Origin of the sequence: Paragemmobacter ruber (assembly GCF_009908315.1) — a bacterium.
GTDB lineage: Bacteria > Pseudomonadota > Alphaproteobacteria > Rhodobacterales > Rhodobacteraceae > Paragemmobacter > Paragemmobacter ruber.
In genome coordinates this window covers 500,785-524,883 of sequence record NZ_JAAATW010000002.1, presented here as the reverse complement: position 1 = coordinate 524,883, position 24,099 = coordinate 500,785, and the positions used below count along the sequence as shown (strand labels likewise).

General features: G+C 65.9%; 22 protein-coding genes and 1 tRNA gene. 18 read left to right on the top strand and 5 right to left on the bottom strand.

All coding sequences use genetic code 11. From position 1 onward, the window contains the following. Positions 1–12: 12 nt before the first annotated feature. Complete coding sequence (locus tag GU920_RS10930; RefSeq protein WP_161767041.1) at positions 13–801, top strand: inositol monophosphatase family protein; 789 nt, start codon at positions 13–15, stop codon at positions 799–801. Between the two features lie 3 nt (positions 802–804). Here the strand turns inward: GU920_RS10930 and GU920_RS10925 are convergent, their stop codons facing one another. Then, positions 805–1,569, bottom strand: a complete 765-nt coding sequence (locus GU920_RS10925) for a rhomboid family intramembrane serine protease (RefSeq protein WP_161767040.1) — start codon at positions 1,567–1,569, stop codon at positions 805–807. Positions 1,570–1,717: 148 nt separating this feature from the next. Continuing rightward, on the bottom strand, positions 1,718–5,164 hold the full coding sequence (putA, locus tag GU920_RS10920) for a bifunctional proline dehydrogenase/L-glutamate gamma-semialdehyde dehydrogenase PutA (RefSeq protein ID WP_161767039.1): 3,447 nt from the start codon (positions 5,162–5,164) through the stop codon (positions 1,718–1,720). Positions 5,165–5,268: 104 nt separating this feature from the next. On the opposite strand from putA, the gene GU920_RS10915 reads away from it, so the two are divergent. Next, positions 5,269–5,730: an Lrp/AsnC family transcriptional regulator gene (locus GU920_RS10915; RefSeq protein ID WP_161767038.1), complete on the top strand. Its 462-nt coding sequence runs from the start codon at positions 5,269–5,271 to the stop codon at positions 5,728–5,730. 10 nt (positions 5,731–5,740) lie between these two features. On the opposite strand, the gene GU920_RS10910 is transcribed toward GU920_RS10915, so the two are convergent. Continuing rightward, positions 5,741–6,685: a response regulator gene (locus GU920_RS10910; RefSeq protein WP_161767037.1), complete on the bottom strand. Its 945-nt coding sequence runs from the start codon at positions 6,683–6,685 to the stop codon at positions 5,741–5,743. Between the two features lie 345 nt (positions 6,686–7,030). Beyond that, positions 7,031–7,116 (bottom strand) — tRNA-Leu (locus GU920_RS10905). Between the two features lie 152 nt (positions 7,117–7,268). Between GU920_RS10905 and GU920_RS10900 the strand changes: the two genes are divergently transcribed. The 5 genes from GU920_RS10900 (at position 7,269) to GU920_RS10880 (ending at position 12,502) form a co-directional block, all read left to right on the top strand. Continuing rightward, positions 7,269–7,955 (top strand): META domain-containing protein, encoded by a 687-nt coding sequence (locus GU920_RS10900; protein WP_161767036.1) that lies wholly within the window; start codon positions 7,269–7,271, stop codon positions 7,953–7,955. 96 nt (positions 7,956–8,051) lie between these two features. Beyond that, positions 8,052–8,756 (top strand): CoA transferase subunit A, encoded by a 705-nt coding sequence (locus GU920_RS10895; protein WP_161767035.1) that lies wholly within the window; start codon positions 8,052–8,054, stop codon positions 8,754–8,756. Continuing rightward, positions 8,753–9,382 carry a 3-oxoacid CoA-transferase subunit B gene (locus GU920_RS10890; RefSeq protein WP_161767362.1) on the top strand — a complete coding sequence of 210 codons (630 nt, stop codon included), beginning with the start codon at positions 8,753–8,755 and terminating at the stop codon, positions 9,380–9,382. Before GU920_RS10895 ends, GU920_RS10890 begins: the two co-directional genes overlap by 4 nt. A 191-nt stretch (positions 9,383–9,573) precedes the next feature. Continuing rightward, positions 9,574–12,225 (top strand): AMP-binding protein, encoded by a 2,652-nt coding sequence (locus GU920_RS10885; RefSeq protein ID WP_161767034.1) that lies wholly within the window; start codon positions 9,574–9,576, stop codon positions 12,223–12,225. Next, positions 12,215–12,502, top strand: coding sequence for a GNAT family N-acetyltransferase (locus GU920_RS10880; protein ID WP_161767033.1), 288 nt, complete (start codon positions 12,215–12,217; stop codon positions 12,500–12,502). The genes GU920_RS10885 and GU920_RS10880 overlap by 11 nt, the downstream gene beginning before the upstream one ends. Before the next feature lie 30 nt (positions 12,503–12,532). Here the strand turns inward: GU920_RS10880 and GU920_RS10875 are convergent, their stop codons facing one another. Next, positions 12,533–13,417 carry a lytic transglycosylase domain-containing protein gene (locus tag GU920_RS10875; RefSeq protein ID WP_161767032.1) on the bottom strand — a complete coding sequence of 295 codons (885 nt, stop codon included), beginning with the start codon at positions 13,415–13,417 and terminating at the stop codon, positions 12,533–12,535. A 373-nt stretch (positions 13,418–13,790) separates the two neighbouring features. On the opposite strand from GU920_RS10875, the gene GU920_RS10870 reads away from it, so the two are divergent. From GU920_RS10870 to GU920_RS10820, 11 genes are all read left to right on the top strand, one after another. Further along, positions 13,791–13,976, top strand: coding sequence for a Flp family type IVb pilin (locus GU920_RS10870; protein WP_161767031.1), 186 nt, complete (start codon positions 13,791–13,793; stop codon positions 13,974–13,976). A 138-nt stretch (positions 13,977–14,114) separates the two neighbouring features. Beyond that, positions 14,115–14,318, top strand: a complete 204-nt coding sequence (locus tag GU920_RS10865) for a hypothetical protein (protein WP_161767030.1) — start codon at positions 14,115–14,117, stop codon at positions 14,316–14,318. 84 nt (positions 14,319–14,402) lie between these two features. After that, entirely contained in the window at positions 14,403–15,242 is an 840-nt protein-coding gene (gene cpaB / locus GU920_RS10860; RefSeq protein ID WP_161767029.1) for a Flp pilus assembly protein CpaB, read from the top strand. Between the two features lie 242 nt (positions 15,243–15,484). After that, positions 15,485–16,876 carry a type II and III secretion system protein family protein gene (locus GU920_RS10855; protein ID WP_161767028.1) on the top strand — a complete coding sequence of 464 codons (1,392 nt, stop codon included), beginning with the start codon at positions 15,485–15,487 and terminating at the stop codon, positions 16,874–16,876. A 5-nt stretch (positions 16,877–16,881) separates the two neighbouring features. Then, complete coding sequence (locus GU920_RS10850; protein ID WP_161767027.1) at positions 16,882–17,547, top strand: OmpA family protein; 666 nt, start codon at positions 16,882–16,884, stop codon at positions 17,545–17,547. Positions 17,548–17,851: 304 nt separating this feature from the next. Further along, positions 17,852–19,147: an AAA family ATPase gene (locus GU920_RS10845; RefSeq protein WP_161767026.1), complete on the top strand. Its 1,296-nt coding sequence runs from the start codon at positions 17,852–17,854 to the stop codon at positions 19,145–19,147. 42 nt (positions 19,148–19,189) lie between these two features. Then, positions 19,190–20,677, top strand: coding sequence for a CpaF family protein (locus tag GU920_RS10840; RefSeq protein WP_161767025.1), 1,488 nt, complete (start codon positions 19,190–19,192; stop codon positions 20,675–20,677). A gap of 15 nt (positions 20,678–20,692) precedes the next feature. Next, complete coding sequence (locus GU920_RS10835; protein ID WP_161767024.1) at positions 20,693–21,661, top strand: type II secretion system F family protein; 969 nt, start codon at positions 20,693–20,695, stop codon at positions 21,659–21,661. A gap of 3 nt (positions 21,662–21,664) precedes the next feature. Beyond that, entirely contained in the window at positions 21,665–22,645 is a 981-nt protein-coding gene (locus GU920_RS10830; RefSeq protein WP_161767023.1) for a type II secretion system F family protein, read from the top strand. Between the two features lie 7 nt (positions 22,646–22,652). Beyond that, a complete protein-coding gene (locus tag GU920_RS10825) occupies positions 22,653–23,216 on the top strand; it encodes a tetratricopeptide repeat protein (RefSeq protein WP_394351558.1) in 564 nt (187 codons plus the stop codon). A 36-nt stretch (positions 23,217–23,252) separates the two neighbouring features. After that, the gene (locus tag GU920_RS10820; RefSeq protein WP_161767022.1) at positions 23,253–24,098 is read left to right on the top strand and encodes a tetratricopeptide repeat protein; all 846 of its coding nucleotides are present in this window, start codon (positions 23,253–23,255) and stop codon (positions 24,096–24,098) included. The last annotated feature ends 1 nt before the right edge of the window (position 24,099 follow it).

Genomic DNA, 24,099 nt, shown 5'->3' with positions numbered 1-24,099 from the left:
CGGAGCCCGCCCATGCAAGGCAGCGCGAACCTCAACCTGATGATCAAGGCTGCCCGCAAGGCGGGCCGCACGCTCGTCAAGGATTTCCGCGAGGTCGAGAACCTTCAGGTCTCCGCCAAGGGACCGGGCGATTTCGTCAGCCGGGCCGATCGCGAATCCGAACGCCTGATCAAGGAAGAACTCCTCGGCGCGCGCCCCACCTATGGCTGGCTGGGCGAAGAGACCGGCGCGCAGGACGGGCAGGATCCGACCCGCCGCTGGATCGTCGATCCGCTGGATGGCACCACGAATTTCCTGCATGGGATGCCGCACTGGGCCATCTCCATCGCGCTGGAACACAAGGGCGAGATCGTCTCGGCCGTCGTCTATGACGCGGCCAAGGACGAATTGTTCTGGGCCGAAAAGGGCGCGGGCGCCTGGATGAACGACCGCCGCATGCGCGTGTCGGGCCGGCGCGAGATGCATGAAGCCGTCTTCGCCACGGGCGTGCCCTTCGGCGCGAAATCCACACTGCCTGCGATGCTGCAGGATCTCGCCCGCCTGATGCCCGCCTGCGCGGGCGTGCGCCGCTGGGGGGCGGCCTCGCTCGACCTCGCCTATGTCGCGGCGGGCCGGTTCGACGGCTACTGGGAACGCGAGTTGAACGAATGGGACATCGCGGCGGGTCTCCTCCTCGTGCGCGAGGCGGGCGGTTTCGTCTCGGCCATCCGCGACGGAGACGATCCGCTGCAGAAAGGCGCCGTCATCTGCGGCAACGAGGCCCTTTTCGAACCCTTCCGCAAGATCATCCGCGGCGCCTGACCCCTATCCCCACGGTCCTGGCCCGCCGCCGCGCCGGATGCGCGGCACCCGCGTCCGCACCAGAGGGTACGCCACCTCGGGATGCGGCGGCGCCCCCTGCGTGCGGCTCCAGAAGGCCGGCCCGCCCCGCCGCAGCCACAGGGGCAAGGCCAGCACCAGCCCCGCCACGAACCCGCCCGCATGCGCCCAATAGGCCACGCCCCCCACATCGGCGGGCGCCATCGCGCCATTGATCACCTGAAAGCCGAACCACAGGCCCAGCATGATCCAGGCCGGGATGGGCAGGATGCGGAAAAAGACGATGAAGATGAACAGCACATCCACCTTCGCCTTGGGGAACAGCAGAAGATACCCCCCCATCACCCCTGCAATCGCGCCCGAGGCCCCCACCATCGGGATCATCGACGCAGGCTCCGCCGCGAATTGCAGCCCCGCCGCCGCCAGCCCGGACAGAAGATAGAACAGCGCAAAGCGCAGATGCCCCATCTCATCTTCCAGATTGTCCCCGAAGATGAAAAGAAACAGCATGTTGCCCGCCAGGTGCATCCACCCCCCGTGCAGGAACATCGAGGTGACGAAGGTCTCATAGCCATCGCCGAACCCGATCCGCGCGGGCACCAGCCCCCAGGTCAGGAAAAACCGCCCCAGCGCCACCTCGCCCGGCAGCGTCAGCCAGTAGGACAGAAAGACGATCACATTCACCGCGATCAGGGTGAAGGTGACAAAGGGCGTCCGCCCCGACGGGTTGTGATCGCGGATGGGAAACATGATGCCTTAGGCTGGCCTGCCGCGCGGCCCCCCGTCAAGGGTGACCACCGCCCCCGCCCCTTCCCCGTTGTTCAAATATCCTCGGGGGTGAATGGGCGCCGCGCGCCCAGAGGGGGCAGACAGCCCCCTTCTCCTGCCACCGCAAAGCTCATGCCCCGGCCACCTCCACCAGTAATTGCGCATTCCCGCCCGACGCCGTGGTGTCGATACAGACATGCCGCTCCAGCCGCGCATGGCCCCGATCCGGCATCCCCCCGATCAAGGGCAGGATCGGCCCCGACCGGCCCGCCAGCGCCTGCGCGTAAGGCCGCCCCGCCTCTGCCCCGCCCCACCAGACCGCCCCGGCAAAGCCCGCCAGCCGCCCCAGCGCCGCAGGCTCCAGCCCCGCCGCCTCCACCGCAACCCCGCCCTGACCACGCAGCGCCGCCGCCTGCTCGGCCGCCGCCGTGCGCCCCGGGCCCAGACACAGCACCGCCTCACGCGCCACCGATGTCAGGCGGTTCGATTCCCCCGTGGGCCCCGGCAGATCGTGGCTCACCGGCCCCGCCCCCGCCCCCGCTGCGCGCAAGGCCGCCGCCACATCGGCCTCTGATGCCGCCTGCCCGTCTGCGGCCACCTGCGCCACCTCTGCCCGCGTGAAGCGCGTCAGGTAATCCGGCCCCCCCGCCTTCGGCCCCGTCCCCGACAGGCCCTCGCCGCCAAAGGGCTGGCTTCCCACCACCGCGCCGATCTGGTTGCGGTTCACGTAGGTATTGCCCACCCGCAGCCGCTCCACGATCCGCTGCACCCGGTCGTCGATCCGTGTGTGCAGCCCGAAGGTCAGGCCATAGCCCGTCGCATTCACCGCATCGACCACGCGGTCGATCTCATCGGCGCGGAAGGTGGCCACATGCAGCACCGGCCCGAAAATCTCGCGCGTCATCGCCGCGATGCCGTCCACCCGGATCACTGCAGGCCCGACGAAGGTTCCCGCCACGGGCGCCGCCATCTCCTTCACCACGCGCCCCGCCGCCCGCGCCGCCGCCACATGGTCGCGGATCGTGCCAGCCGCCTCGGCATCAATCACCGGCCCCACATCGGTGGTCAGATCCCACGGATCGCCCAAGGCCAGTTCATCCATCGCGCCCGACAGCATCTCCAGCACCGTCTCGGCCACATCCTCCTGCACATAAAGGCAGCGCAGCGCCGAACAGCGCTGCCCCGCCGACTGGAAGGACGACGCAAGGATATCCCGCACCGCCTGTTCGGGCAGGGCGGTCGAATCCACCAGCATCGCATTCAACCCGCCCGTTTCCGCGATCAAGGGCGCGGTCGGGTCCAGATGCGCGGCCATCGCGCGGCGGATCATCAGCGCCGTCTCGGTGGACCCCGTGAAACAGACCCCGCCCACGCGCGGGTCAGAGGTCAGCATCCGCCCCACCACCGGCCCCTCCCCGGGCAGAAGTTGCAGCGCCGTCACCGGCACCCCCGCCTTGTGCATCAGACCCACCGCAAGGCCCGCGATCAGCGGCGTCTGTTCCGCAGGCTTGGCCAGAACCGCATTCCCCGCAGCCAGGGCCGCAGCGATCTGCCCCGTGAAAATCGCGAGGGGGAAGTTCCAGGGCGAAATACAGGCAAACACCCCCCGCGCGGGCGCCGTCAGCCCCGCCGCCCCATCGGCATAGTAGCGCAGGAAATCCACCGCCTCGCGCAACTCCGCAACCGCATCGGCCAGCGTCTTGCCCGCCTCGCGCGCCAGCAGGGCAAAGATCGCCCCGAACTCCGCCTCGTACAGATCCGCCACCCGGCGCAACACTTCCGCCCGCTCCGGCACAGCCGCCGCCCAGGGTTCGGCCAGCCGCAGCGCGGTTTCCACATCCGGCGCGCCCGCCTGCACCACATGCCCCACCAGATCGCCCGTCGCAGGGTTGCGCACCTCGACCCGCAGCCCCCCCGCAGGCCGCCCCGCGATCATCGGCCCCGCCTCGAAGCGCTGCGTGGCAAAAGGCGCGCGCGCCGCCTCGATCGCTGCCAGATGCCCCGCATCCGTCAGATCGAAGCCGCGCGAATTCACCCGCGCGCCAAACAGCGCAGGCCCCGTTTTCAGCGCCGGATTGGCCACCGCCGCCATCCCCTCCATCGCTGTCAGAGGGCAGGCCGCCACCACCTCGGGCGGGACCTCGTCATTCACGATCTGGTTCACGAAGGACGAATTCGCCCCATTCTCCAGCAGCCGCCGCACGAGATAGGCCAGCAGGTCCCGATGCGCGCCCACCGGCGCATAGATGCGGCAGCGCGTCCCCTCATCCGTCAGCACCAGATCATGCAGCCGCTCGCCCATCCCATGCAGCCGCTGGAATTCAAACGCCCGCTTGTCCGTGGCCATCTCAAGGATCGCCGCCACCGTATGCGCGTTATGCGTGGCGAATTGCGGATAGATGCGGTCGGTCATCCCCAGCAATTTCCGCGCGTTGGCGATATAGCTCACATCCGTCGCCTGCTTGCGCGTGAAGACGGGAAAGCTGTCCAACCCCAACACCTGCGCCCGCTTCACCTCGGCATCCCAATAGGCGCCCTTCACCAGCCGGACCATGATCTTCCGGTCCAGCCGCTCGGCCAGCGCATAAAGCCAGTCGATCACCGCCCCAGCCCGCCGCCCATAGGCCTGCACGACGACCCCGAACCCGTCCCAGCCCGCCAGAGACGCATCCGACAACACCGCCTCGATCACCTCAAGCGACAGCGCCAGACGATCCGCCTCCTCGGCATCGATGTTGAAGCCCAGCCCCGCCGCCTTGGCCAGCCCTGCCAAGGCCCGCACACGCGGCACCAGTTCCGCCATGACCCGCGCGCGCTTCGCCACCTCATAGCGCGGATGCAGCGCCGACAGCTTCACCGAAATCCCCGGATTGGCGCGGATATCCGCGCCCTTCGCCGCCGCCGCAATCGCGGTGATCGCCTTGGAATAGGCCAGATGATAGCGCCGCGCATCCCCTTCGGTGCGCGCCGCCTCGCCCAGCATGTCGTAGCTGTAGGTGTATCCCCGCGCCTCCAGCTCGCTCGCCCGCTTCATCGCGGCCTCGATCGTCTCGCCCAGAACGAACTGCCGCCCCATCTCCTTCATCGCCTGCGCCACCGCGCGCCGGATCACAGGCTCGCCCAGCCGCTTCACGGCGGCGCGCAGATGCCCCACCACCCCCGGCTCGCGATCTTCCAGCACCTTGCCGGTCAGCATCAGCGCCCAGGTGGACGCATTCACCAGGGACGAGGCCGATTTCCCCAGATGCCGCCCCCAATCGGACGGCGCGATCTTGTCTTCGATCAGCGCATCCATCGTCTCGGCATCCGGCACACGCAGCAGCGCCTCGGCCAGACACATCAGCGCCACGCCCTCTTCGGTGGACAGCCCGTATTCGGCCAGAAACACCTCCATCAACCCCGGCTTCACACTGTCCCGGATCCGGCGCACCAGCCCCGCCCCGGCCGCGGTGATCCGCGCCCGCGCAGCCGCGTCCAGCCCCGCCTCTTCGATCAGGCGACGGACCAGCGCCGCCTCATCGGAAAGGCTGTCCATCTCGATCCGGGTCCACGGGGTATCGGCATGATCGCGGGGCATAGGCAAAATCCTCCATTTCGCCTATCATACCGCAGAGAAGGCGGCATTTCCTCCCGAAGATCGCCCGATCGCTATCCGTTTCGCCTGCATTTCCGGTGCCAAACATGCCAATCGACCGCATCCCGCTTGACCGCTTCGACGAAGCGATCCTCCGCATCCTCGCCACCGATGGCCGCATCAGCGCCACCGAACTGGCCCGCCGCATCGGCCTGTCGAAATCCCCCACCCAAGCGCGCCTGAAACGGCTGGAAGAAACCGGCGTCATCACCGGCTATCGCGCCCTTCTGGACCCGATCCGCATGGGACAGGCCCACGTCGCCTTTGTCGAGGTGAAGCTCTCCGATACCCGCGAAGCTGCGCTGCAGGCCTTCAACCGCGCCGTGTTGGCCGTCCCCGAGGTGGAGCAATGCCACATGATCGCCTCGCGCTTTGACTATCTGCTCAAGGTCCGCACGGGCGACATACAGGAATACCGCCGCGTGCTGGCCGAACGCATCAGCGCCCTGCCCCATGTCGCCTCCACCTCCACCTATGTCGCGATGGAGGCGATCAAGGAATTTACCTGATCCCCGCCCGTCAGGCGATCCCCATCCTTGGCAGGCCGCTCCGGCTTCCCGCCGCCACGATGGCGCGGTCCAGAACCTGCGATGGCCGCGCCAGCGACAAAAGCGAATTGCTCACCATCGGCCCCACCCGGATGCGCGGCAGGGGCAGGCGTTCCGACACATAGATCGGACTGAACTCTTCCATCTTGGCGTTCATCTCGAACTCCAGATCGGCAGGCACCCAATCCGCAGTGCCGGTCACGATGCCCACAAAGTTCCCGCTGCCCGCATAGGCAATCAACAGGCTTTCGGTTTTCAGGCAATCCTCGATCACCGATCCCACATCAGCCAGCATGTTGCGAAACGCCACGCGCGACGCGATGCGATAGGTCAGCACCGCATTCTCGATGCAGATCGCCACAGCCGAGACGGAGTAAAGCCCCTTCAGCCCAAGCGTCAGCAGATAGTTCTGCAAGGCATGAAACTCGATCCCGCGGTCAAACTCGGGCACAAGGATCGGCTGGTCGAAAGCAAAGTCCAGAGGCACCACATCGGTCTGCAGGCTGATCTGATATTCCAGCATCTGCAGGCGCTTGCGCTCGTCCAGCAGGCGTTCCACACCGTGCAGCCGCGCCTTCAGCTCCAGCGTGTCGATGGGTTTGGTGATGTAATCCGTAGCCCCATTCTGAAAGGCCATGTCGATGCTCTGCCGCCCGGCGAGCGAGGTGATCATGATGATCGGCGTGTGGCGATAGGCGGGCAGCGCGCGGATACGCCCGCACAACTCCACCCCGTTCAGGCCCGGCATCTCGATATCCAGAAGGATGCAGTCAAACGCTTCGGCAGCCTCGGCCAGAACCTGCTGCGCCGCAAGCGGATCCTGCAGGCAGGTGACATCGCCATATCCGATCAGGCGCAGCTTCTGTCGAAGGATTTCACTGAAAACATCGTCGTCATCAACGGCAAAGATCTTCATGATCACCCCGCCTGCCTTGGAAACCCGTCTTTCGCCGCGCGCGTTCCACGCGCGGCCCGCCAGACCGCCTAACGTGCGTGACTATCAATACAAACAACCCTACCGTGTATAGCCGCCAGACGATACCACAAACCTTAAGTATCATTAAGATAATTTTGTGGCAGAGACACAGACGCGAAGCCCAGAGGCAGGCCCCCGCAACAAAGGCCCCGCCGCACCGGCGACCACAGGGAGCCATGGCCAGTCACGGCCAGTCAGGGCCAGTCATTGCCGGTCAAGGAACACCCAGACGCCACTCCGCCGTCACGCCGCCCCGTCCCGACTTGGCCCAACCTGACCCGGATCTGGTGCCCGCGGCCGGACTCGAACCGGCACGGCCTTCCGGCCTAGGGATTTTAAGTCCCCTGTGTCTACCATTCCACCACGCGGGCAGGCGCGATCCTTGGCTTGCCTAGCAACTCGCCGCACCAAGGGAAAGCCCGTCCCGACCCTGCAACCCGCTTTGCGCGTGGCGCCAACTGGGCTAACCTGACGCATGTCGCATTTGCCCCAAAGTCCTTGCCCCACCAGACCGGAGCGCGCCATGCCCCCCCGCCGTACCGCCATGATCGCCGCCGCCTTCGCCGCGACCACCACAGCCGGCGCCCACGCGCAGGACAGCGCCGACCTTCTGCCCTTCACTGCCCGCGGCAACGAACCCTTCTGGTCGCTCACCGTCACGCCCGAGGGCAGCACCTACACCGATATGGAAGGCCTCACCCTCACCGCCCCCTTCACCGAACCCAGCGTCGCGGATGGCGCGCGCCTCTACCCCACGGCGGCAGGCCCCCTGCGCCTGACCGAAACCCTCTGCCGCGACAGCATGAGCGGGATGCCCTACCCTTTCACCGTCACCCTCAACCGTGACGGGGCCGACCTGCCCGGATGCGCGGGCGATCCGGCCCGGCTTTTGGCGGGCGAATGGGTGGTGACCACGCTTGACGGGGCGGCGCTCGCGAAAGGGGCCGATGTCACCCTTGCCTTCGATGCAGGCCGCATCGCGGGCCTTGCCGCCTGCAACCGATACGCGGGCAGTTACACGCTGACCGGCGAAGGCCTCACCTTCGGCCCGATGGCAGGCACCCGCATGGCCTGCCCCGAGCCGCTCATGGCCACCGAAGCCGCCGTCTACGCCGCCTTCGCCCGCGTCACGCAATTCGACATCGCCCCCGACGGCAGCCTCCTTCTGAAGGCTGACGAGGCGACCACGCTCTTCACCGCCACCCGCTAGGCGCCCCCCCGTCACGCGCCACGCCGCAGCGCGGCAATTGACAGGGCAATCGCCCCGGTTCCATATGGCGGGCGTCAGTTTGTGGGAGCCAAACGCATGAAGAAAGTCTATCCCAGCGCCGAAGCCGCGCTGGACGGCGCGCTGTTCGACGGAATGACCATCGCCGCAGGCGGCTTTGGCCTCTGCGGCATCCCCGAACTTCTGATCGCCGCGATCCGCAAAGCGGGGACAAAGAACCTCACCGTCGCCTCCAACAATGCGGGCGTCGATGGTTTCGGCCTCGGCATCCTGTTGGAAAGCCGTCAGGTGAAGAAGATGATCTCGTCCTATGTGGGCGAGAATGCCGAATTCATGCGCCAGTACCTGTCGGGCGAGCTGGAGCTGGAATTCAACCCCCAAGGCACGCTGGCCGAACGCATGCGCGCAGGCGGCGCGGGCATCCCCGGCTTCTACACCCGTACCGGCGTGGGCACCGTCATCGCCGAAGGCAAGGAACACAAGGATTTCGGCGGCAAGACCTACATCCTCGAACGCGCCATCGTCGCGGACCTGTCGATCGTCAAAGCGTGGAAGGCCGATCCCAGCGGAAACCTCGTCTTCCGCAAGACCGCCCGCAACTTCAACCCCCCCGCCGCCACCTGCGGCGAGCTCTGCGTGGCCGAGGTGGAAGAGATCGTCCCGCTCGGCTCCCTCGACCCCGATCACATCCACCTGCCGGGCATCTATGTCCACCGCCTGATCCAGGGCGAACACGAAAAGCGCATCGAGCAGCGCACCGTGCGCAAGAAGGAGCAAGCATAATGTGGGACCGCAACCAGATGGCCGCCCGCGCGGCGCAGGAACTGCAGGATGGCTGGTATGTGAACCTCGGCATCGGCATCCCGACCTTGGTGTCGAACTACATCCCCGACGGCGTGAACGTCACGCTGCAGTCTGAAAACGGGATGCTGGGCATGGGCCCCTTCCCGTTTGAGGGCGAGGAAGACCCCGACCTGATCAACGCCGGCAAGCAGACGATCACAGAACTGCCGCAGACTGCCTTTTTCGACAGCGCCCAGTCCTTCGCTATGATCCGCGGCGGCAAGATCGCCATGGCCATCCTCGGCGCGATGGAGGTTGCCGAAAACGGCGATCTCGCGAACTGGATGATCCCCGGCAAGCTGGTCAAGGGGATGGGCGGCGCGATGGACCTCGTGGCCGGCGTGGGCCGGGTGGTTGTGGTGATGGACCACACCTCGAAACATGGTGAAAGCAAGGTGCTCAAGCGCTGCACGCTGCCGCTCACCGGGCAGGGCGTCGTCAACCGCATCATCACGAATCTGGGCGTGCTGGATGTGGTGCCGGGTGGGCTGCGGCTGGTGGAACTGGCCGATGGCGTGACCGAGGCAGACCTGCGCGCCGCGACCGAGGCGACCATCGTCGCCTGACGGCGCAACCCTTCGGTGCAGGCCGGGCGGGCAATTCCCCCCAGGCCTGCACCCACCGCGACCCTGCCACAATGACCCTCGCGGAAACCGCGGCCGCACCAGCCTTTTCTCTCTTTTGCCTCGCTTCCGCCCAGCTTGATCAGTATTAATGAACCTGCCGCGGGGCGGGCTACGGTCGGAGCAGGCAAGGCATGGAAACGCACGTCGGCCCGTTCTGGTCGGCCTTGGAACGATACGGCGACATGCCCGCCCTGACCGGCGAAGGCGTCACCCTGTCCTACGCCGCCTTGGCCCACGCTGCCGATGACTGGGCCGCCCGCGCCCGCACCTGCCTTCCCCGCGCCGTGACCCGCCCGCTTGTGGCGCTGGAACTGGGGCGCAGCCTGCCTGCGATCACCGCCTATCTGGGCTGCCTGCGCGCAGGCTGGCCGGTGATCCTGCTGGCCGAGGGCGAGGCACGGCCAGACCATGCGATCCGCGCCACCTATGCCCCCAACCTGATCGTCACCGGCCCCATGGCCCACCCCGCCGCAGGCGACCCCGGCCCAGCTGCCTTTTGCGACGATCTCGCCGTCCTTCTGTCCACCTCCGGCACCACCGGCGCCAGCAAACTGGTCAAGCTGTCAGGGGCCAATCTGCAGGCCAATGCCGCATCCATCATCGAATACCTCGGCATCCGCCCCGACGACCGTACGATCACCACCCTGCCCCTGCACTATTCCTATGGCATGTCGGTGCTGCACACGCATCTGTCTGTGGGCGCGCGCCTTGCCGTGACCGAGGCCCCGCTCACCGATCCCTCCTTCTGGGCGCTGGCCCGCGCGCAGTCCATCACCTCCCTCGCCCTTGTTCCCACCCAGTTCGACCTGCTCGAAAAGGTGGGGCTCGACACCGCCACTCTGCCCCACCTGCGCACCATCACACAGGCAGGCGGCCGCCTCGATCCGGCGACGGCACAGCGCTTCGCCCGCCGCGCACAGGCCGAAGGCTGGCAGCTGTTCCTGATGTATGGCCAGACCGAGGCAGCCCCCCGCATGGCCTATCTGCCCCCCGCGCTGGCCCTGTCGCACAGCGATACGATCGGCAAGCCCATCCCCGGCGGCCGCCTCTGGATCATGGGCGAGGACGGGCAAGAGATCACCACCCCCGGCCAGCCCGGCGAACTGCTCTATCAGGGCCCGAACGTGATGATCGGCTACGCGCTTGCCCGGGCCGATCTGGCCACAGCCCGCAAGACCGATATCCTGCACACCGGCGACGTCGCCCAGCGCACGCCCGAAGGCCTGTTCCAGATCGTCGGGCGGCGCAGCCGTTTCGTGAAGCTCAATGGCCTGCGCATCGGGCTTGATGAGGTGGAGGCCACGCTGCGCCGCGAAGGCCACCGCCTGCGCGTCGCGGGCGATGATCGCGGCCTCGTCCTGTTCACCGAAACCGACACCGGCACGCTGGCCCGGGACACGGCCGCGCGCTACGGCCTCTTGCGCGATATGGTCCGTGCGCAGCACCTGCCTGCGCCACCGCTCCTGCCCTCAGGCAAGGTGGACTATGCCGAACTCCACCGCCGCGCCGATCGGATCCTGTCCACCGATCCCGAACCAGAGCCCGCCCCCACCAGCCCCACCGCAGCGGGCGACCTGATCGCAACGCTGCAGGGCATCCTCGCCCTTCCCGACATCGACCCCGCACGCAGCTTCCGTGATCTCGGCGGTGGCAGCCTTGCCTATCTCGAGGTGGAACTGCACCTGATGAAGACCCGCGGCACCGTCCCCGAGGGATGGGATCGCCTCCCCCTGCGCGATCTGGCACGGCCCCCCGCCGCGGATCGCCCCGCAGATCGCCTTGCCGATCGTCTACGCTGGCAAACCATCGGCAGCGATGTGGTGATCCGCGTCATCGCCATCTTCTGGGTGATCCTGCTGCACACGACCGACCTGGTCACCGGCGGCGGTGTGTTCGCGCTGACCATCCTGATGGGCTATTCGCTCGCCCGTCACCAGGTCCACGCCCTGACCGAGGGCCGCGTCCTGCGCACGCTCGATGCCATGCTGCGCCCCCTGCTTCTGGCCTATTTTACCATACTCGCCCTCCTCGCCCTGCGGGTCGAGGTGGACTGGCAGTGGATCGCGCTCGTGGCAAATCTTCCCGCGGCCTTCGGTCCTGCCCCCCCCGCATCCCTACTCGAACCCTATTGGTTCGTCGCGGCCTATGCCCAGTCCATCCTCTTGATCTGCCTCGCCTTCACGCTGTCGCCGGTCCGCCGCTGGGTCGCGGCCTCTGCGTTCCGGGCGGGCAGCCTCGTCACGGCGGCACTGACCGCCGTCATCGCGGTTGCCCCCTTTGGCGATCTGGATGCAGCCATGATCCGCCTGCCGCTCGGGATGATCCAGTTGGCCGCCCTCGGCTGGTGCGCCGCCTTTGCCGACACGCGGGCGCGCAAGCTGATCGTCATCGCGCTGGCCACGGCCTCCTGCCTTGTAGACTGGCACGAATCCGGCCTCAGCGTGCAAGAGGCGATCCTGATCCCGACGATCCTGCTCGTCGTCATCCCGCGCCTGCGACTGCCCGGCCTCTTGGCACGGGCCTTCCTCGAACTGGGGAAACTGTCGCTCTACATCTATCTTCTGCACGTCCCGGCGATCTACATCGACTATCACTTCGTCCAGACGACAACAGGCCTCTTCCTGTCAACCGCCGTGGTCAGCACGGTTGGCGCGATCATCGCCCGCAGCCTGCTGCGCCGCCTTGACCGCCGCGTGGCGCCTGTGCTGCAAAGGTGGCTCTCTGGCACGCAGGGCGCGCGCCCGTCGCACGCCCCCGAAGAAAGGCTTCCCGATGACGCATGAGATCACACGCGAACACGGGACGACCAAGGGTCGCTATGTCATCCGCCACAACGGGGAAGAGGCAGAGCTGACCTATTCCATCACCTCGCCCACGCTGATCATCGCCGATCACACGGGTGTCCCCGACAGCTTTCGCGGCACCGGCGCCGGCCTCGCCCTCGTCACCCGGCTGGTTCAGGATGCCCGCGCCGAAGGGGTAAAGATCATGCCCCTCTGCCCCTTCGTGAACGCCCAGCGCAAGAAGCACCCCGAATGGGCGGATGTCTTCGCCGTCTGACCCGCGCCCAAAGGTCCGGCGTCACGCCCGTCAGTTGCTGGCCGAAATCACCCGGAACACGCAGGGATCGCTCACCACCTCGGGCGGGGTGAGGCACAGCCCCTGTGCCACCTGCCACGCGGCCAGAACCTTGGGCACATAATCCCGCGTCTCGGCATAGGGCGGCACCCCGCCATTGGCGCGCACCGCCCCCTCGCCCGCATTATAGGCCGCGATCACCATGATCGGGTCGCGGTCGAAATGCTTCATCAGCCAGTCGAGATAGGCCACACCGCCCTTTATGTTCTCCACCGGGTCCATCGCATCGGCCACACCAAACCGTTCCGCCGTCGCGGGGATCAGCTGCATCAACCCCTGCGCCCCGGCATGGCTGACCGCATCCGCGCGCCCCGCGCTTTCCGCCGCCATCACCGCCAGCGCCAGCGCGGGCGACACCTCGGTTCCCACCGTGGCCTTCAGCAGCTCCACCCCATAGCTGTCGGCCAACTGCTGCATGTCCTGCAGGCGCGGCGCGGCGACCTTCGCGCCATCCGGCCCCTGCGTCAGCGCAGCCAGCGCCAGCGGGAACCGGCCCGACAGATCCTCGATCCCCGCAGGCACCGCATCCCAGAACCACGCATAGCGCGCCTCGGCCGGGGCGGGGGCAGCAGGGGCGGGGCTTGCCCCCGGCGCACCGGCCTCGACCGGCGGCAAGGCGGGCTCGGCATGCGGGGCGCTCGTCTTGGGCAGCGCCGCCAGAAGCCGCGCCTGCTCGGCCGGGTCGATCTGCACCAGCCCGCGCGCGCCCGGTGGCCGCTCGCCCACCTTCACCCGCTTGAACGTGAAATCCCGTGCCGGATCCAGCCCCTCGGCAGGGGCGGAATCACCCGACGATATCGCGATCGCCGCGATCAGAACTGCTGCCCGGAATCGCATCTCTGCCGGATGCCTTTCCTGTCTGTGCCTGCCTCTTGCAACCCTAAGTATCCGCGAAAACAGGGTTTCGCGCCACTCCCACCCGGAAAAAACGTGGCAAAATCGCCAAATTTGCCAGCCGAAAGCATAAAAACCCAAACGAAAGTATGGGCGCCCTGACTTTGTTTTGTGTGTTTTCAATCGGTTAGGCGGCCATACCCTAAAAATCTACATGTGGCGGAAAATGCCCACCTCACACCCAACTGCCGCCACGATTCGGGGGCCATATGCACCCATACCGAACGGAAGACGGAACGAACGAAACGGACCGACAGACCCCGGCGCGGTTGTGAGCAAGACCTGAAACCTGAACCTGAACCAAGGGAATACGACCATGAAACTGCTGAACATCTTCAAATCCTTCAAGAACGACGAGTCGGGCGCTGTGACGGTTGACTGGGTTGTGCTGACCGGCGCGGTTGTCGCTCTGGGCATCATCATCGCCAGCACCATGGGTTCGTCGATCCGCACCGCCGCCGGCAACGTCGGCGCTGACGTGATCACCAACTCGAACAACTGATCGCTCCTCGCAAGGCGACGATCTCAGCGCGGCCAGGCCAAAAGCCTGGCCGCAGCCACAAAAAGGCCCAGAACGAGTGACAGCATAGCCGCGCGGGCCAGATGGCCCACAGAACGGCGCGCGAACCGGAGTTCGGACATGACCGACACCAAGGAAGACAAAGACCGCCTCACCACCTTCCGCACCGAAGAAGATGGGGCCGTGACCGCCGATTGGGTGGTCCTCGCTGCAGCCGTGGTCCTTCTCGCGATCCCGCTGATGGTCACGATCCGCGCCTCCACGCAGACCGCGACGAACGGCATCGCCGAAGACGTCGTGGCGTCCAGCAACCGCGACAACTGATCCATTTCCGCCGCACCCCCACCGGGGCGCGGCTTCATCTTCAACCCGCCCGCAGTGGCGCGGAACACATCGAGGCAACAGACAATGCGTATGATCTTCGGATTGGTCCTGCTCGTCGGCGTGGCGCTGGCGGGCTTTGCCGTTTACATGGCACAGGGCTACATCAACCAGACGGCGTCACAGCTGGATCGCGAACGCGCCTTCCGCGCGCAGGTCGGCGAACTGGTCGAGGTCTACGTCGTCACCAAGCCGCTGCGCTACGGCGATCCGCTGCTGGCCGAAGATGTGAAAAAGATCTTCTGGCAGAAGAACGCCCTGCCCGAAGGCACCTTCAGCGACGAGGCCTTGCTCTTCCCGCCGGATGAGGAACGCCCCCGCTACGTCCTGCGCCCGATGGAAACCCACGAACCCATCCTTGCGGTCAAGATCACCGAACCCGGTCAGCCTGCAGGCCTGACCGGCGCGCTGGAAGATGGCAAGCGCGCCTTCGCCATCAGCGTGAACGCCTCCTCGGGCGTGTCGGGCTTCGTCTATCCGGGCAACTATGTCGATGTGTACTGGACCGGCAGCGACGGCAGCCGCGAAATCACCCGCCTGATCGAAAGCAGCGTCAACGTCATCGCGATTGACCAGACCGCCGCAGGCGCCACCACCGGCGGGGCCATCGTCGCCCAGACGGTGACGGTGCAGGCCACCCCCGAACAGGTGGCCCGCCTTGCCCAGGCCCAGGCCACCGGCAGGCTCGCGCTCTCGCTCGTCGGGGCCGATACCGCAGGCATCGACGACAAGATCGAGGTGGACAGCGCCTCCCTCCTCGGCATCACCCCTGAAGAGGTGATCGAGGTCGAGGCCGAACGCGTCTGCACCATCCGCAACCGCAAGGGCGGCGAGGTGGTGGAAATCCCGATCCCCTGCACGAACTGATCCGGCGACCCTCGCCCCACGGCGAGTGCTGCGACAGGGGCGCAACCACCGGATATGGTGGCTGCGCCTTCCCATCTCCGCCATGCCTTGCGCCACCTTAACACCTGTTGCCAGTTATCCACATAAGGTTTGGCGTCTAAGGCAATGATTCTTGCAATAAATCCCCACCTCAGGCATGTTGGGCAACGGAGCGGGCAACAAAGACCCGCGATCAGAGGTGTGATCGAAAGGGCAGGTCACCGATGCAGATGCGACAGCTGATGGCAGCGGGCGTGATGGGCTTTGCCCTCGCCGCCGCCACCCCCATGACCGCGGGCGCCGAGGTGCTGCGCGTCGTCAAGGGAACGGCGGCTCAGGCACTCGAAGTGCCGATGAACCGCGCCGTGGTCCTTGAAAGCGATGTTCCCTTCGCGGAACTTTCCATCGCCAACCCCGGCATTGCCGATATCTCCACCCTGTCCGACAGGTCGATCTACGTGCTGGGCAAGACGCCCGGCCGCACCACGCTGACGCTATTCACGGCGGAAGGCGAATTGATCACCAATGTCGAAGTGCAGGTCATCACCGACATCGCCGAATTCAAGGAACGGCTCAACCAGATCCTGCCCGGCGAAAAGATCGAGGTGCGCACCGCCAATGACGGCATCGTCATGTCAGGCACCGTATCTTCCACCCAGAAACTCGCCCGCGCGCTGGATCTGGCCGAACGCTACGCCCCCGGCCGCGTGTCGAACCTGATGTCCGTGGGCGGCACCCAGCAGGTGATGCTCAAGGTCCGCTTCGCAGAAATGCAGCGCACGGTGGCCAAGAACCTGTCTTCCTCGCTGGCCATCACCGGCACCAATGACGCCGTCGAAACCGGCACCTGGCTCAACCCTGGCAACACGCTGAACGGCCCCGATGGCGTGACACCGCGCCAGAACGTCTCGTCGGCCGGTATTCTGGGCTTCACCACCGGCTCGCTCCAGATCGGCATCCTGCTCGAGGCGCTGGAATCCAAGGGCGTCGTCCGCACGCTGGCCGAACCGAACCTCACCGCCCTGTCGGGGCAAGAGGCGAAATTCCTCGCCGGGGGCGAATACCCGATCCCGGTATCGGATGACGGCACCATCACCGTGGCCTACAAACCCTTCGGGGTTGAGATGAACTTCATCCCCACCGTGGTGGATGGCGATCTCATCAACCTGCAGATCAACGCTTCCGTCTCCTCGATCGACGGCACGATCACCACGCAGTCGAACGGCATCACGCTCGCGGCCTTCAAGCGTCGCGAAACCTCCACCACGGTGGAAATGCGCGACGGCGAAAGCTTCGCCATCGCGGGCCTGCTGCAGGACGACTTCCGCGATCTGAACGGTCAGGTCCCGTGGCTGGGCGACATCCCGATCCTCGGCACGCTCTTCCGCTCTGTCGAATACCAGCAGTCGCAATCCGAACTGGTGATCATCGTCACGCCCCACCTCGTATCGCCCACGCGGGGCGAGGCGCTGGCCCTGCCCACCGACCGCGTCCGCCTTCCCACGGAACGCGAGCTGTTCCTGTTCGGCGAGGTCGGCAAAGCCGCCACCAACGGTCCCGCGGGCGAAGTGGCCCGGCAGGATTTCACCGGCTCCTACGGCTATGTGATGGAGTGACGGGAATGGCCAAGAACAGCACCCCCCTCGTCCTTGCCACCACGGCCCTGCTTGCGCTGGCCGCCTGCGACGGCAAGATCATCGGTGAAGGCGTCGATGAAGGCGGCTTCGGCAACCCGACGATGACCAACCTCCTCGTCCAGACCGGCCAGATCAACCCGGTGCAGGCGCTGGGCGAACGCTTCGCCCGCGAAGTGCCCACCACCATCACCTTCCCCTTCAACAGCGCCCAGCTCACGCCCGAGGCGCGCGCCACCCTCGACCGGCAGGCGAACTTCATCCGCCAGTTCCCCGAGGTGCGCTTCCGTGTCTACGGCCATGCCGATCTGGTGGGATCCGACGGCTACAACTATTCCCTCGGCAAGCGCCGGGCCGAGGCCGTGGTGGGCTACTTCGCCGCGCGCGGCCTGTCGCGCTCGCGGCTTGAGGCGCTGGTGTCTTACGGTGAAACCCGCCCCGTGATCCAGACGCCCGGCCCGGAAGAGGCCAACCGCCGCACCGTGACCGAAGTGTCGGGCTTTGTCGCCCGCCATCCCACCGTGCTGGACGGAAAATACGCCGATATCATCTACCGCACCTACATCGAAGGGGCCGTATCGGTGCCGACGACCACGACCGGCGCAGCCGGCGCCGGTGATCCCGGGGCGTCAGCGCCGCCCGCTGGCGGCTGACCCCGCCCCCCGATCGCGGCGCAATCCAGAATACGGGCGGGGATCATTCCCGCCCGTTACCTTTTCCCCCCACGGTTCACGCGACAACCCCCGTCCTCGCCCGGTTAAAGTCGCCAGATTTCAAACAATCACGCGTTTCTAGCCCAAGAATCGCCACCATTCCCCCCCAGCTTTCCCTCGACTGGGAACAATCTCACGGCTCCGTTGCCGTGCGGGGGTGACCGGTGGTGCTGCACCCTTGCCCGCTTCGGGGCACGGGCCTTGCCGCCCATCGCCGCGCCCCCGGCCAAGAAGGACAAAGGCGATGAGCACTGCTGCCAACATGATGCCGGATCCCGCGCCGATTCTGGCCTGCACCATCTCGCGGGATATCCAGAATTTCGATCTCCTGATCGACGACATGGAACTGGAGCTTGGCGAAAACTGGGGCGACCTGACCTTCGAGGACGCCCGCGATTTCCTCGTGCAGCCGGATGCCGACAGCCTTGAATTCGTGGCCATCGCCGTAAACGCGGAAGATGAGGGCGACCTCACCCGCATCACCGAGATCATCAAATCCGCCACTGAACGGCAGATCAAGGTCATCCTCATCGCCGACCAGATCAGCCCCGCAGGCCTGCATCAGCTGCTGCGTCTGGGCGCCGATGACTTCGTTCCATACCCCCTTCCCGATGGCGCGCTGAAAGAGGCGATCGAACGCATCCGCAAGCCCGCCCCCGCCGCGCCCGTCCTGCCCGCTGCCGCAGGCGCCTCCGTCACCCATCTGCACGCCGTCCCCGATGCTGCCCCCCACACCCCCGCCTTCAAGGCCAAGGGCGACCGCGATGGCGTGGTCCTGCCCGTGCATGGCCTGTCGGGCGGCTCGGGCGCCTCCACCTTCGCGGCCAACCTTGCCTGGGAACTGGCCACCATCGACAAGGCCGCCCCGCCGCGGGTCTGCCTGTTGGATTTCGATTTCCAGTATGGCTCCGTCGCCACCTATCTCGACCTGCCCCGCAAGGAAGCGGTGTTCGAACTCTTGTCCGACACCGCCGCCGCCGACAGCGACGCCTTCCTCGAGGCGATGCTGACCTACAACGACAAGCTTCACATCCTCACCGCGCCGGCCGACATGCTGCCGCTCGATATCGTCGCCCCCGATGATATCGCCCGCATCATCGACATGGCCCAGACCAATTTCGATTTCGTCATCATCGACATGCCGAAAACCATCGTGGCCTGGACCGAAACCGTCCTCAGCCGCGCCCATGTCTATTTCGCGATGATGGATCTCGATCTCCGCTCGGCCCAGAACGTGCTGCGCCTTGTCCGCGCGCTCAAGGCCGAAACGCTGCCGCACGAGAAACTCCGCTACGTGCTCAACCGCGCGCCAAAATTCACCGACCTCGCTGCCAAGAGCCGGGTGAAGCGCATGTCCGAAAGCCTCGACATCCGGCTCGAGGTGCAGATCCCGGACGGCGGCGCACAGGTAACGCAGGCCAATGACCACGGCCATCCGCTTGCGGCCAGCGCGCCAAAGAATCCGGTCCGCAAGGAAATCCAGAAGCTTGCCAAATCCTTGTTCGACCTGAACCGCGCCGTCGAAACCGGCCGCAAGTAACCCTAACCCGATCAGACTGCCTTGGCCTGGGGGGCCTATCTGATGTTCTCGCGATTCAAGAAACCTGACGGATCCGATGCCAAACCCGCCCTGCGTCCCGTGACGCAGGGCACGCCTGCGCCGACCGCCGCCGCACCAGCCGCACCCGCCGCCGCCGCGCCGCCCAAGGCGGCTGTCGTGCCGCCCAAGCCCGGCCTCGGCGCGCGCCCTGCCACCGTTCCCGCCACCCCCGAAGCGGCTGCCGCCGACAAGGAGAAGAAGCGCAAGGAACGGCTGATGGAGCTGAAGGTGGAGCTGCACAAGCGGCTTCTCGAAAGCCTCAACCTCAGCGCGCTCGAACACGCGACCGAGGCGAACCTGCGCGCCGAAATCGCTGATATCACCTCCGAGGCGCTGTCAGAGATGTCCGTCGCCCTGAACAAGGACGACCGCGCCACCCTCAACCAAGAACTCTATGACGAAGTCATGGGTCTCGGCCCGCTGGAGCCGCTCCTGAAGGATGAAACCGTCTCCGACATCCTCGTGAACGGCCCGCAGCGCATCTTCGTGGAACGCGGCGGCAAACTCACGCTGACCGACATCACCTTCAAGGATGAACGCCACCTCCTGCGGATCATCGACAAGATCGTGTCGGCCGTGGGCCGCCGCGTCGATGAATCCAACCCCTATTGCGACGCCCGCCTTGCCGATGGGTCGCGCTTCAACTGCATGGTGCCACCCGTCGCGGTGGATGGCAGCCTCGTCTCGATCCGGAAGTTCAAGAAGGACAAGCTCGGCATTGCCGACCTCGTCCGCTTCGGCGCCTTCACCGAAGAGATGGCCGCCTATCTTCAGGCCGCCGTCTCCACCCGGCTCAACATCATCGTCTCGGGCGGCACGGGGTCGGGGAAGACCACCACGCTCAACGCGCTGTCCTCCTTCATCGACAACACCGAACGCGTGCTGACGATCGAAGACACCGCCGAACTGCAGCTTCAGCAGGTCCATGTGGGCCGCATGGAAAGCCGCCCCCCCAACGTCGAAGGCAAGGGCGCCGTCACCCAGCGCGACTGTCTACGCAACGCGCTGCGGATGCGGCCTGACCGCATCATCGTGGGCGAAACCCGCGGCGAAGAGGTGATCGACATGCTGCAGGCCATGAACACCGGCCATGACGGGTCCATGACCACGATCCACGCCAACAACGCCCGCGACGGCATCTCGCGCCTTGAAAACATGGTCGCCATGGCCGGCATCGACATGCCGCTCAAGGCCGTCCGCTCGCAGATCGCCAGCGCCGTCAACCTGATCGTGCAGGCCTCGCGCCTGCAGGACGGCTCGCGCCGCATGGTCTCCATCACCGAAATCACGGGGATGGAGGGCGAGGTCATCTCGATGCAGGAAATCTTCCGCTACGAACGCCTCGGCGTCGAACCCTCGGGCAAGATCATCGGCCGCTTCAACGCGACCGGCGTGCGCTCGCACTATTCCGAACGCTTCCGCCAGTGGGGCTATGACCTGCCGGCGTCCATCTACGAACCCATCATCTGATCAGGCCCGCGTCCCATGGAATTCAGTGCAGCCCCCGTCATCTACATCCTGATCTTCGTCGCCGTCATCGTGCTGGTCGAGGGCCTGTATCTCACCGTCTTCGGCAAATCCATCAGCCTCAACTCCAAGGTCAGCCGCCGCCTCGCGCTTCTGGAAAAGAACCAGAACCGCGAACAGGTGCTGGAACAACTCCGCAAGGAAATGTCCCAGCATATGAACGCCAAGGGCATCCCGCTCTACAAGATGCTGGCCTCCAAGGCGCAAAAGGCCAACATCGCCTTCTCGCCCCAACAGCTTCTGGGGATCATGGCGCTTTTGTCGGTCTTCGCCTATGTCGGCCTAACCGTCGGCACCGCCGCCGAAACCCCCGTTCGCCTTGGCCTGTCGGTCGTCATGGGCGTGGGCGGCGTCTATTTCTGGGTCGCCAACAAGGCCAAGAAGCGCATGGCCCTGCTCGAGGAACAGCTGCCCGACGCGGTGGAACTCATGGTCCGCTCGCTGCGCGTGGGCCATCCCTTTTCGGCTGCCGTCGCCATCGTGTCCAAAGAGGTGGCCGATCCCCTGGGCACCGAATTCGGCCTGATCGCGGATGAAGCGACCTATGGCCGCGACATCGCCGAAAGCCTGCGCTCCTTCGCCTCGCGGATGGACAATCAGGATCTCCACTTCCTCGCCGTCGCCGTGTCGATCCAACAGCAATCAGGCGGCAACCTCGCCGAAATCCTCGACGGTCTGGCCAAGGTGATCCGCGCCCGGTTCAAGCTGTTCCGCCGCGTCCGCGCCATCACGGCCGAAGCGAAATGGTCCGGCATGTTCCTGTCGGGCTTCCCGATCGTGGCCCTTATCCTGATCCAGATGCTCAAGCCCGACTATTACGACGGCGTCAGGGATACCGATGTCTTCGTCCCGGCGGCGCTCGGCGTCTGCGCCTTCCTCGTGGTCAACGTCATCTTCATGAAGATGATGGTCAACATCAAGGTCTGACCCATGCTTGCTTCGCTGAATGATTTCATCGTCGCCCGCATGGGCGAAATGGGCCCCCTGCTCATCGCCGGTGGACTGGGCCTTCTGCTGATCTTCGTCACCCTGCCCTTCCTGCTGCGCCGCGAGGCCGAACCCTTCGACAAGCTCAAGCAGCAGGTCCGCCAGCCGGAACGCGAACGGGACCGCAGCCGTGATGGCGAGTTGCGCCGCAGCAGCGACCGCAACGACAAGCTCAACAAGTTCGCCCACTTCCTCGAACCGCAGGACAAGGAAGAGATGTCCGCCGCGCGGCTCAAGATGATGCGCGCGGGCTACCGCTCCAAGAACGCGGTGCGGATGTTCCACGCCATGCAGTTCCTGCTGGGCATCGGGCTTCTGCTTCTGGGGATGCTCTACGCCTATCTCGTCAGCCTCAATCAGCCGCTCGACCTGCAAAAGGTGGCCATCTTCACCCTGCTGCCCGCCGCTGCCGGCTATTACCTGCCTACCTACTGGGTCCAGCGCCGCCTGCAGACCCGCCAGCAGAACATCACCGACGGCTTCCCCGACGCGCTCGACATGATGCTCGTCTGCGTCGAGGCGGGCCAGTCGCTCGACCAGTCCATCGCCCGCGTGGCCAAGGAGATCGGCCCCGCCTATCCCGACCTGGCCGAGGAATTCGAGATCGTCAGCCAAGAGGTCCGCGCCGGCAAGGAACGCGTTGCCGTCTTGCGCGACATGTCCGAACGCGTGGGCCTGTCCGACATCACCTCCTTCGTCACCACGATGATCCAATCCGCCACCTTCGGCACCTCGATCGCCGAAGCGCTGCGCGTCTACTCTGCCGAAATGCGTGACAAGCGCGTGATGCGGGCCGAGGAAAAGGCAAACACCTTGCCGACCAAGCTCACCCTCGGCACAATGCTGTTCACGGTTCCGCCGCTGATGGTCATCCTGATCGGGCCATCCATCCACGGCGTGGTCAAGGCATTCGGAGGGGGCTGAACCCTAAGTGACCAAACGCTACCTGACGGCCCTTGCCGGGCTCGCGCTTCTGGCCGCCTGTCAATCGACCGGCGGCCTTGGCACATCCGACCGCCGCACCCCACCGGGCGTCAATGCGCGCGGCGACAGCGAAGATGGCCTGATCGTCGGCCACCGCCTGATGGAATCGGGCGAATACGAACTCGCGCTCAAGGCCTATATGCGCGCGGCGGGCGAGGTGGGCATCAACGCCGACGTCCTTTCCGCCATCGGATCGGCCAACCTGCGCTTGGGCCGCCTTGGGCAGGCCGAAACCATCCTGCGCCGCGCCACCCGCGAAGACCCGACCTTCGTCCCCGCCCTCAACAATCTGGGCGTGGTGCTGATGGAACAGGGCAAACCCGCCGAGGCGCGGCTGATCTTCCAGCAGGCCTACGCGCTTGACAGTGGCCAAACGGACTCCATCCGCGAAAATCTGCGCCTCGCTATCGCGCAAAGCGAAAGCAACGTGTATACTGAACCGCAAGAAGAACCGAATTTCTCCCTCGTGCGGCGCGGTCAGGGCCAGTTCGTCCTGCTCTCGCAACTCTAGGGAAAAGGGATCGAGCAGCAAAAAGGACGCAGCAAGATGCGCCACCCCGTCTTTGTCGCCCTGTGCCTGTCCGGCACAGTGGGCCTCACCGCCTGCCAGAAGGCCTCCGATGCCGAGGTGCAGCGCGCCATCGACAGCGTCAACGTGATCGACGCGACGAACCTCAACGATATCATGCTCACCGTGGGCGACCCTGCCGAAGCGGTCGCCTATTTCAACAAGGCCTCCAGCGAAAATCCTGACCGCGTCGATCTCAAGCGCGGGCTCGCGAAATCCCTGATCCGCGCCAACCGCCCCGCCGATGCCGTGCCCGTCTGGGCCGCAATCGTCGCCTCTCCCGAGGGCACGAACGAGGATCGCATCGGTCTGGCCGATGCGCATATCCGCGTCAACGAATGGGACAAGGCCGCAGCCGAGCTGAACCGCATCCCCCCCACCTATGAGACTTTCGAACGCTACCGGCTCGAGGCGATGGTGGCCGACAGCCGCAAGGATTGGAAAAAGGCCGACAGCTTCTACGAGATCGCCGCCGGTATGACGACCAAACCCGCGGGCGTCTACAACAACTGGGGCTTCTCCAAGCTCAGCCGTCAGGATTTCGCCGGGGCCGAACGGCTTTTCGCGCAGGCGCTCACCTTCGATCCGGGCCTCTTCACTGCCAAGAACAACCTCGTCATCGCCCGCGGCGCGCAGCGCAAATACGATCTGCCCGTCGTCACCACCACCCAGACGGAAAAGGCCGAGCTTCTCTATTCCCTCGCGCTGACCGCGATCAAGCAGGGCGACGTGTCGGTGGGCAAGGCGCTGTTGCAGGACGCCATCTCGACCCATCCCCAGCATTTCGAGGCCGCCGTCCGCAGCCTCGCCGCGCTCGAGGCCTGAT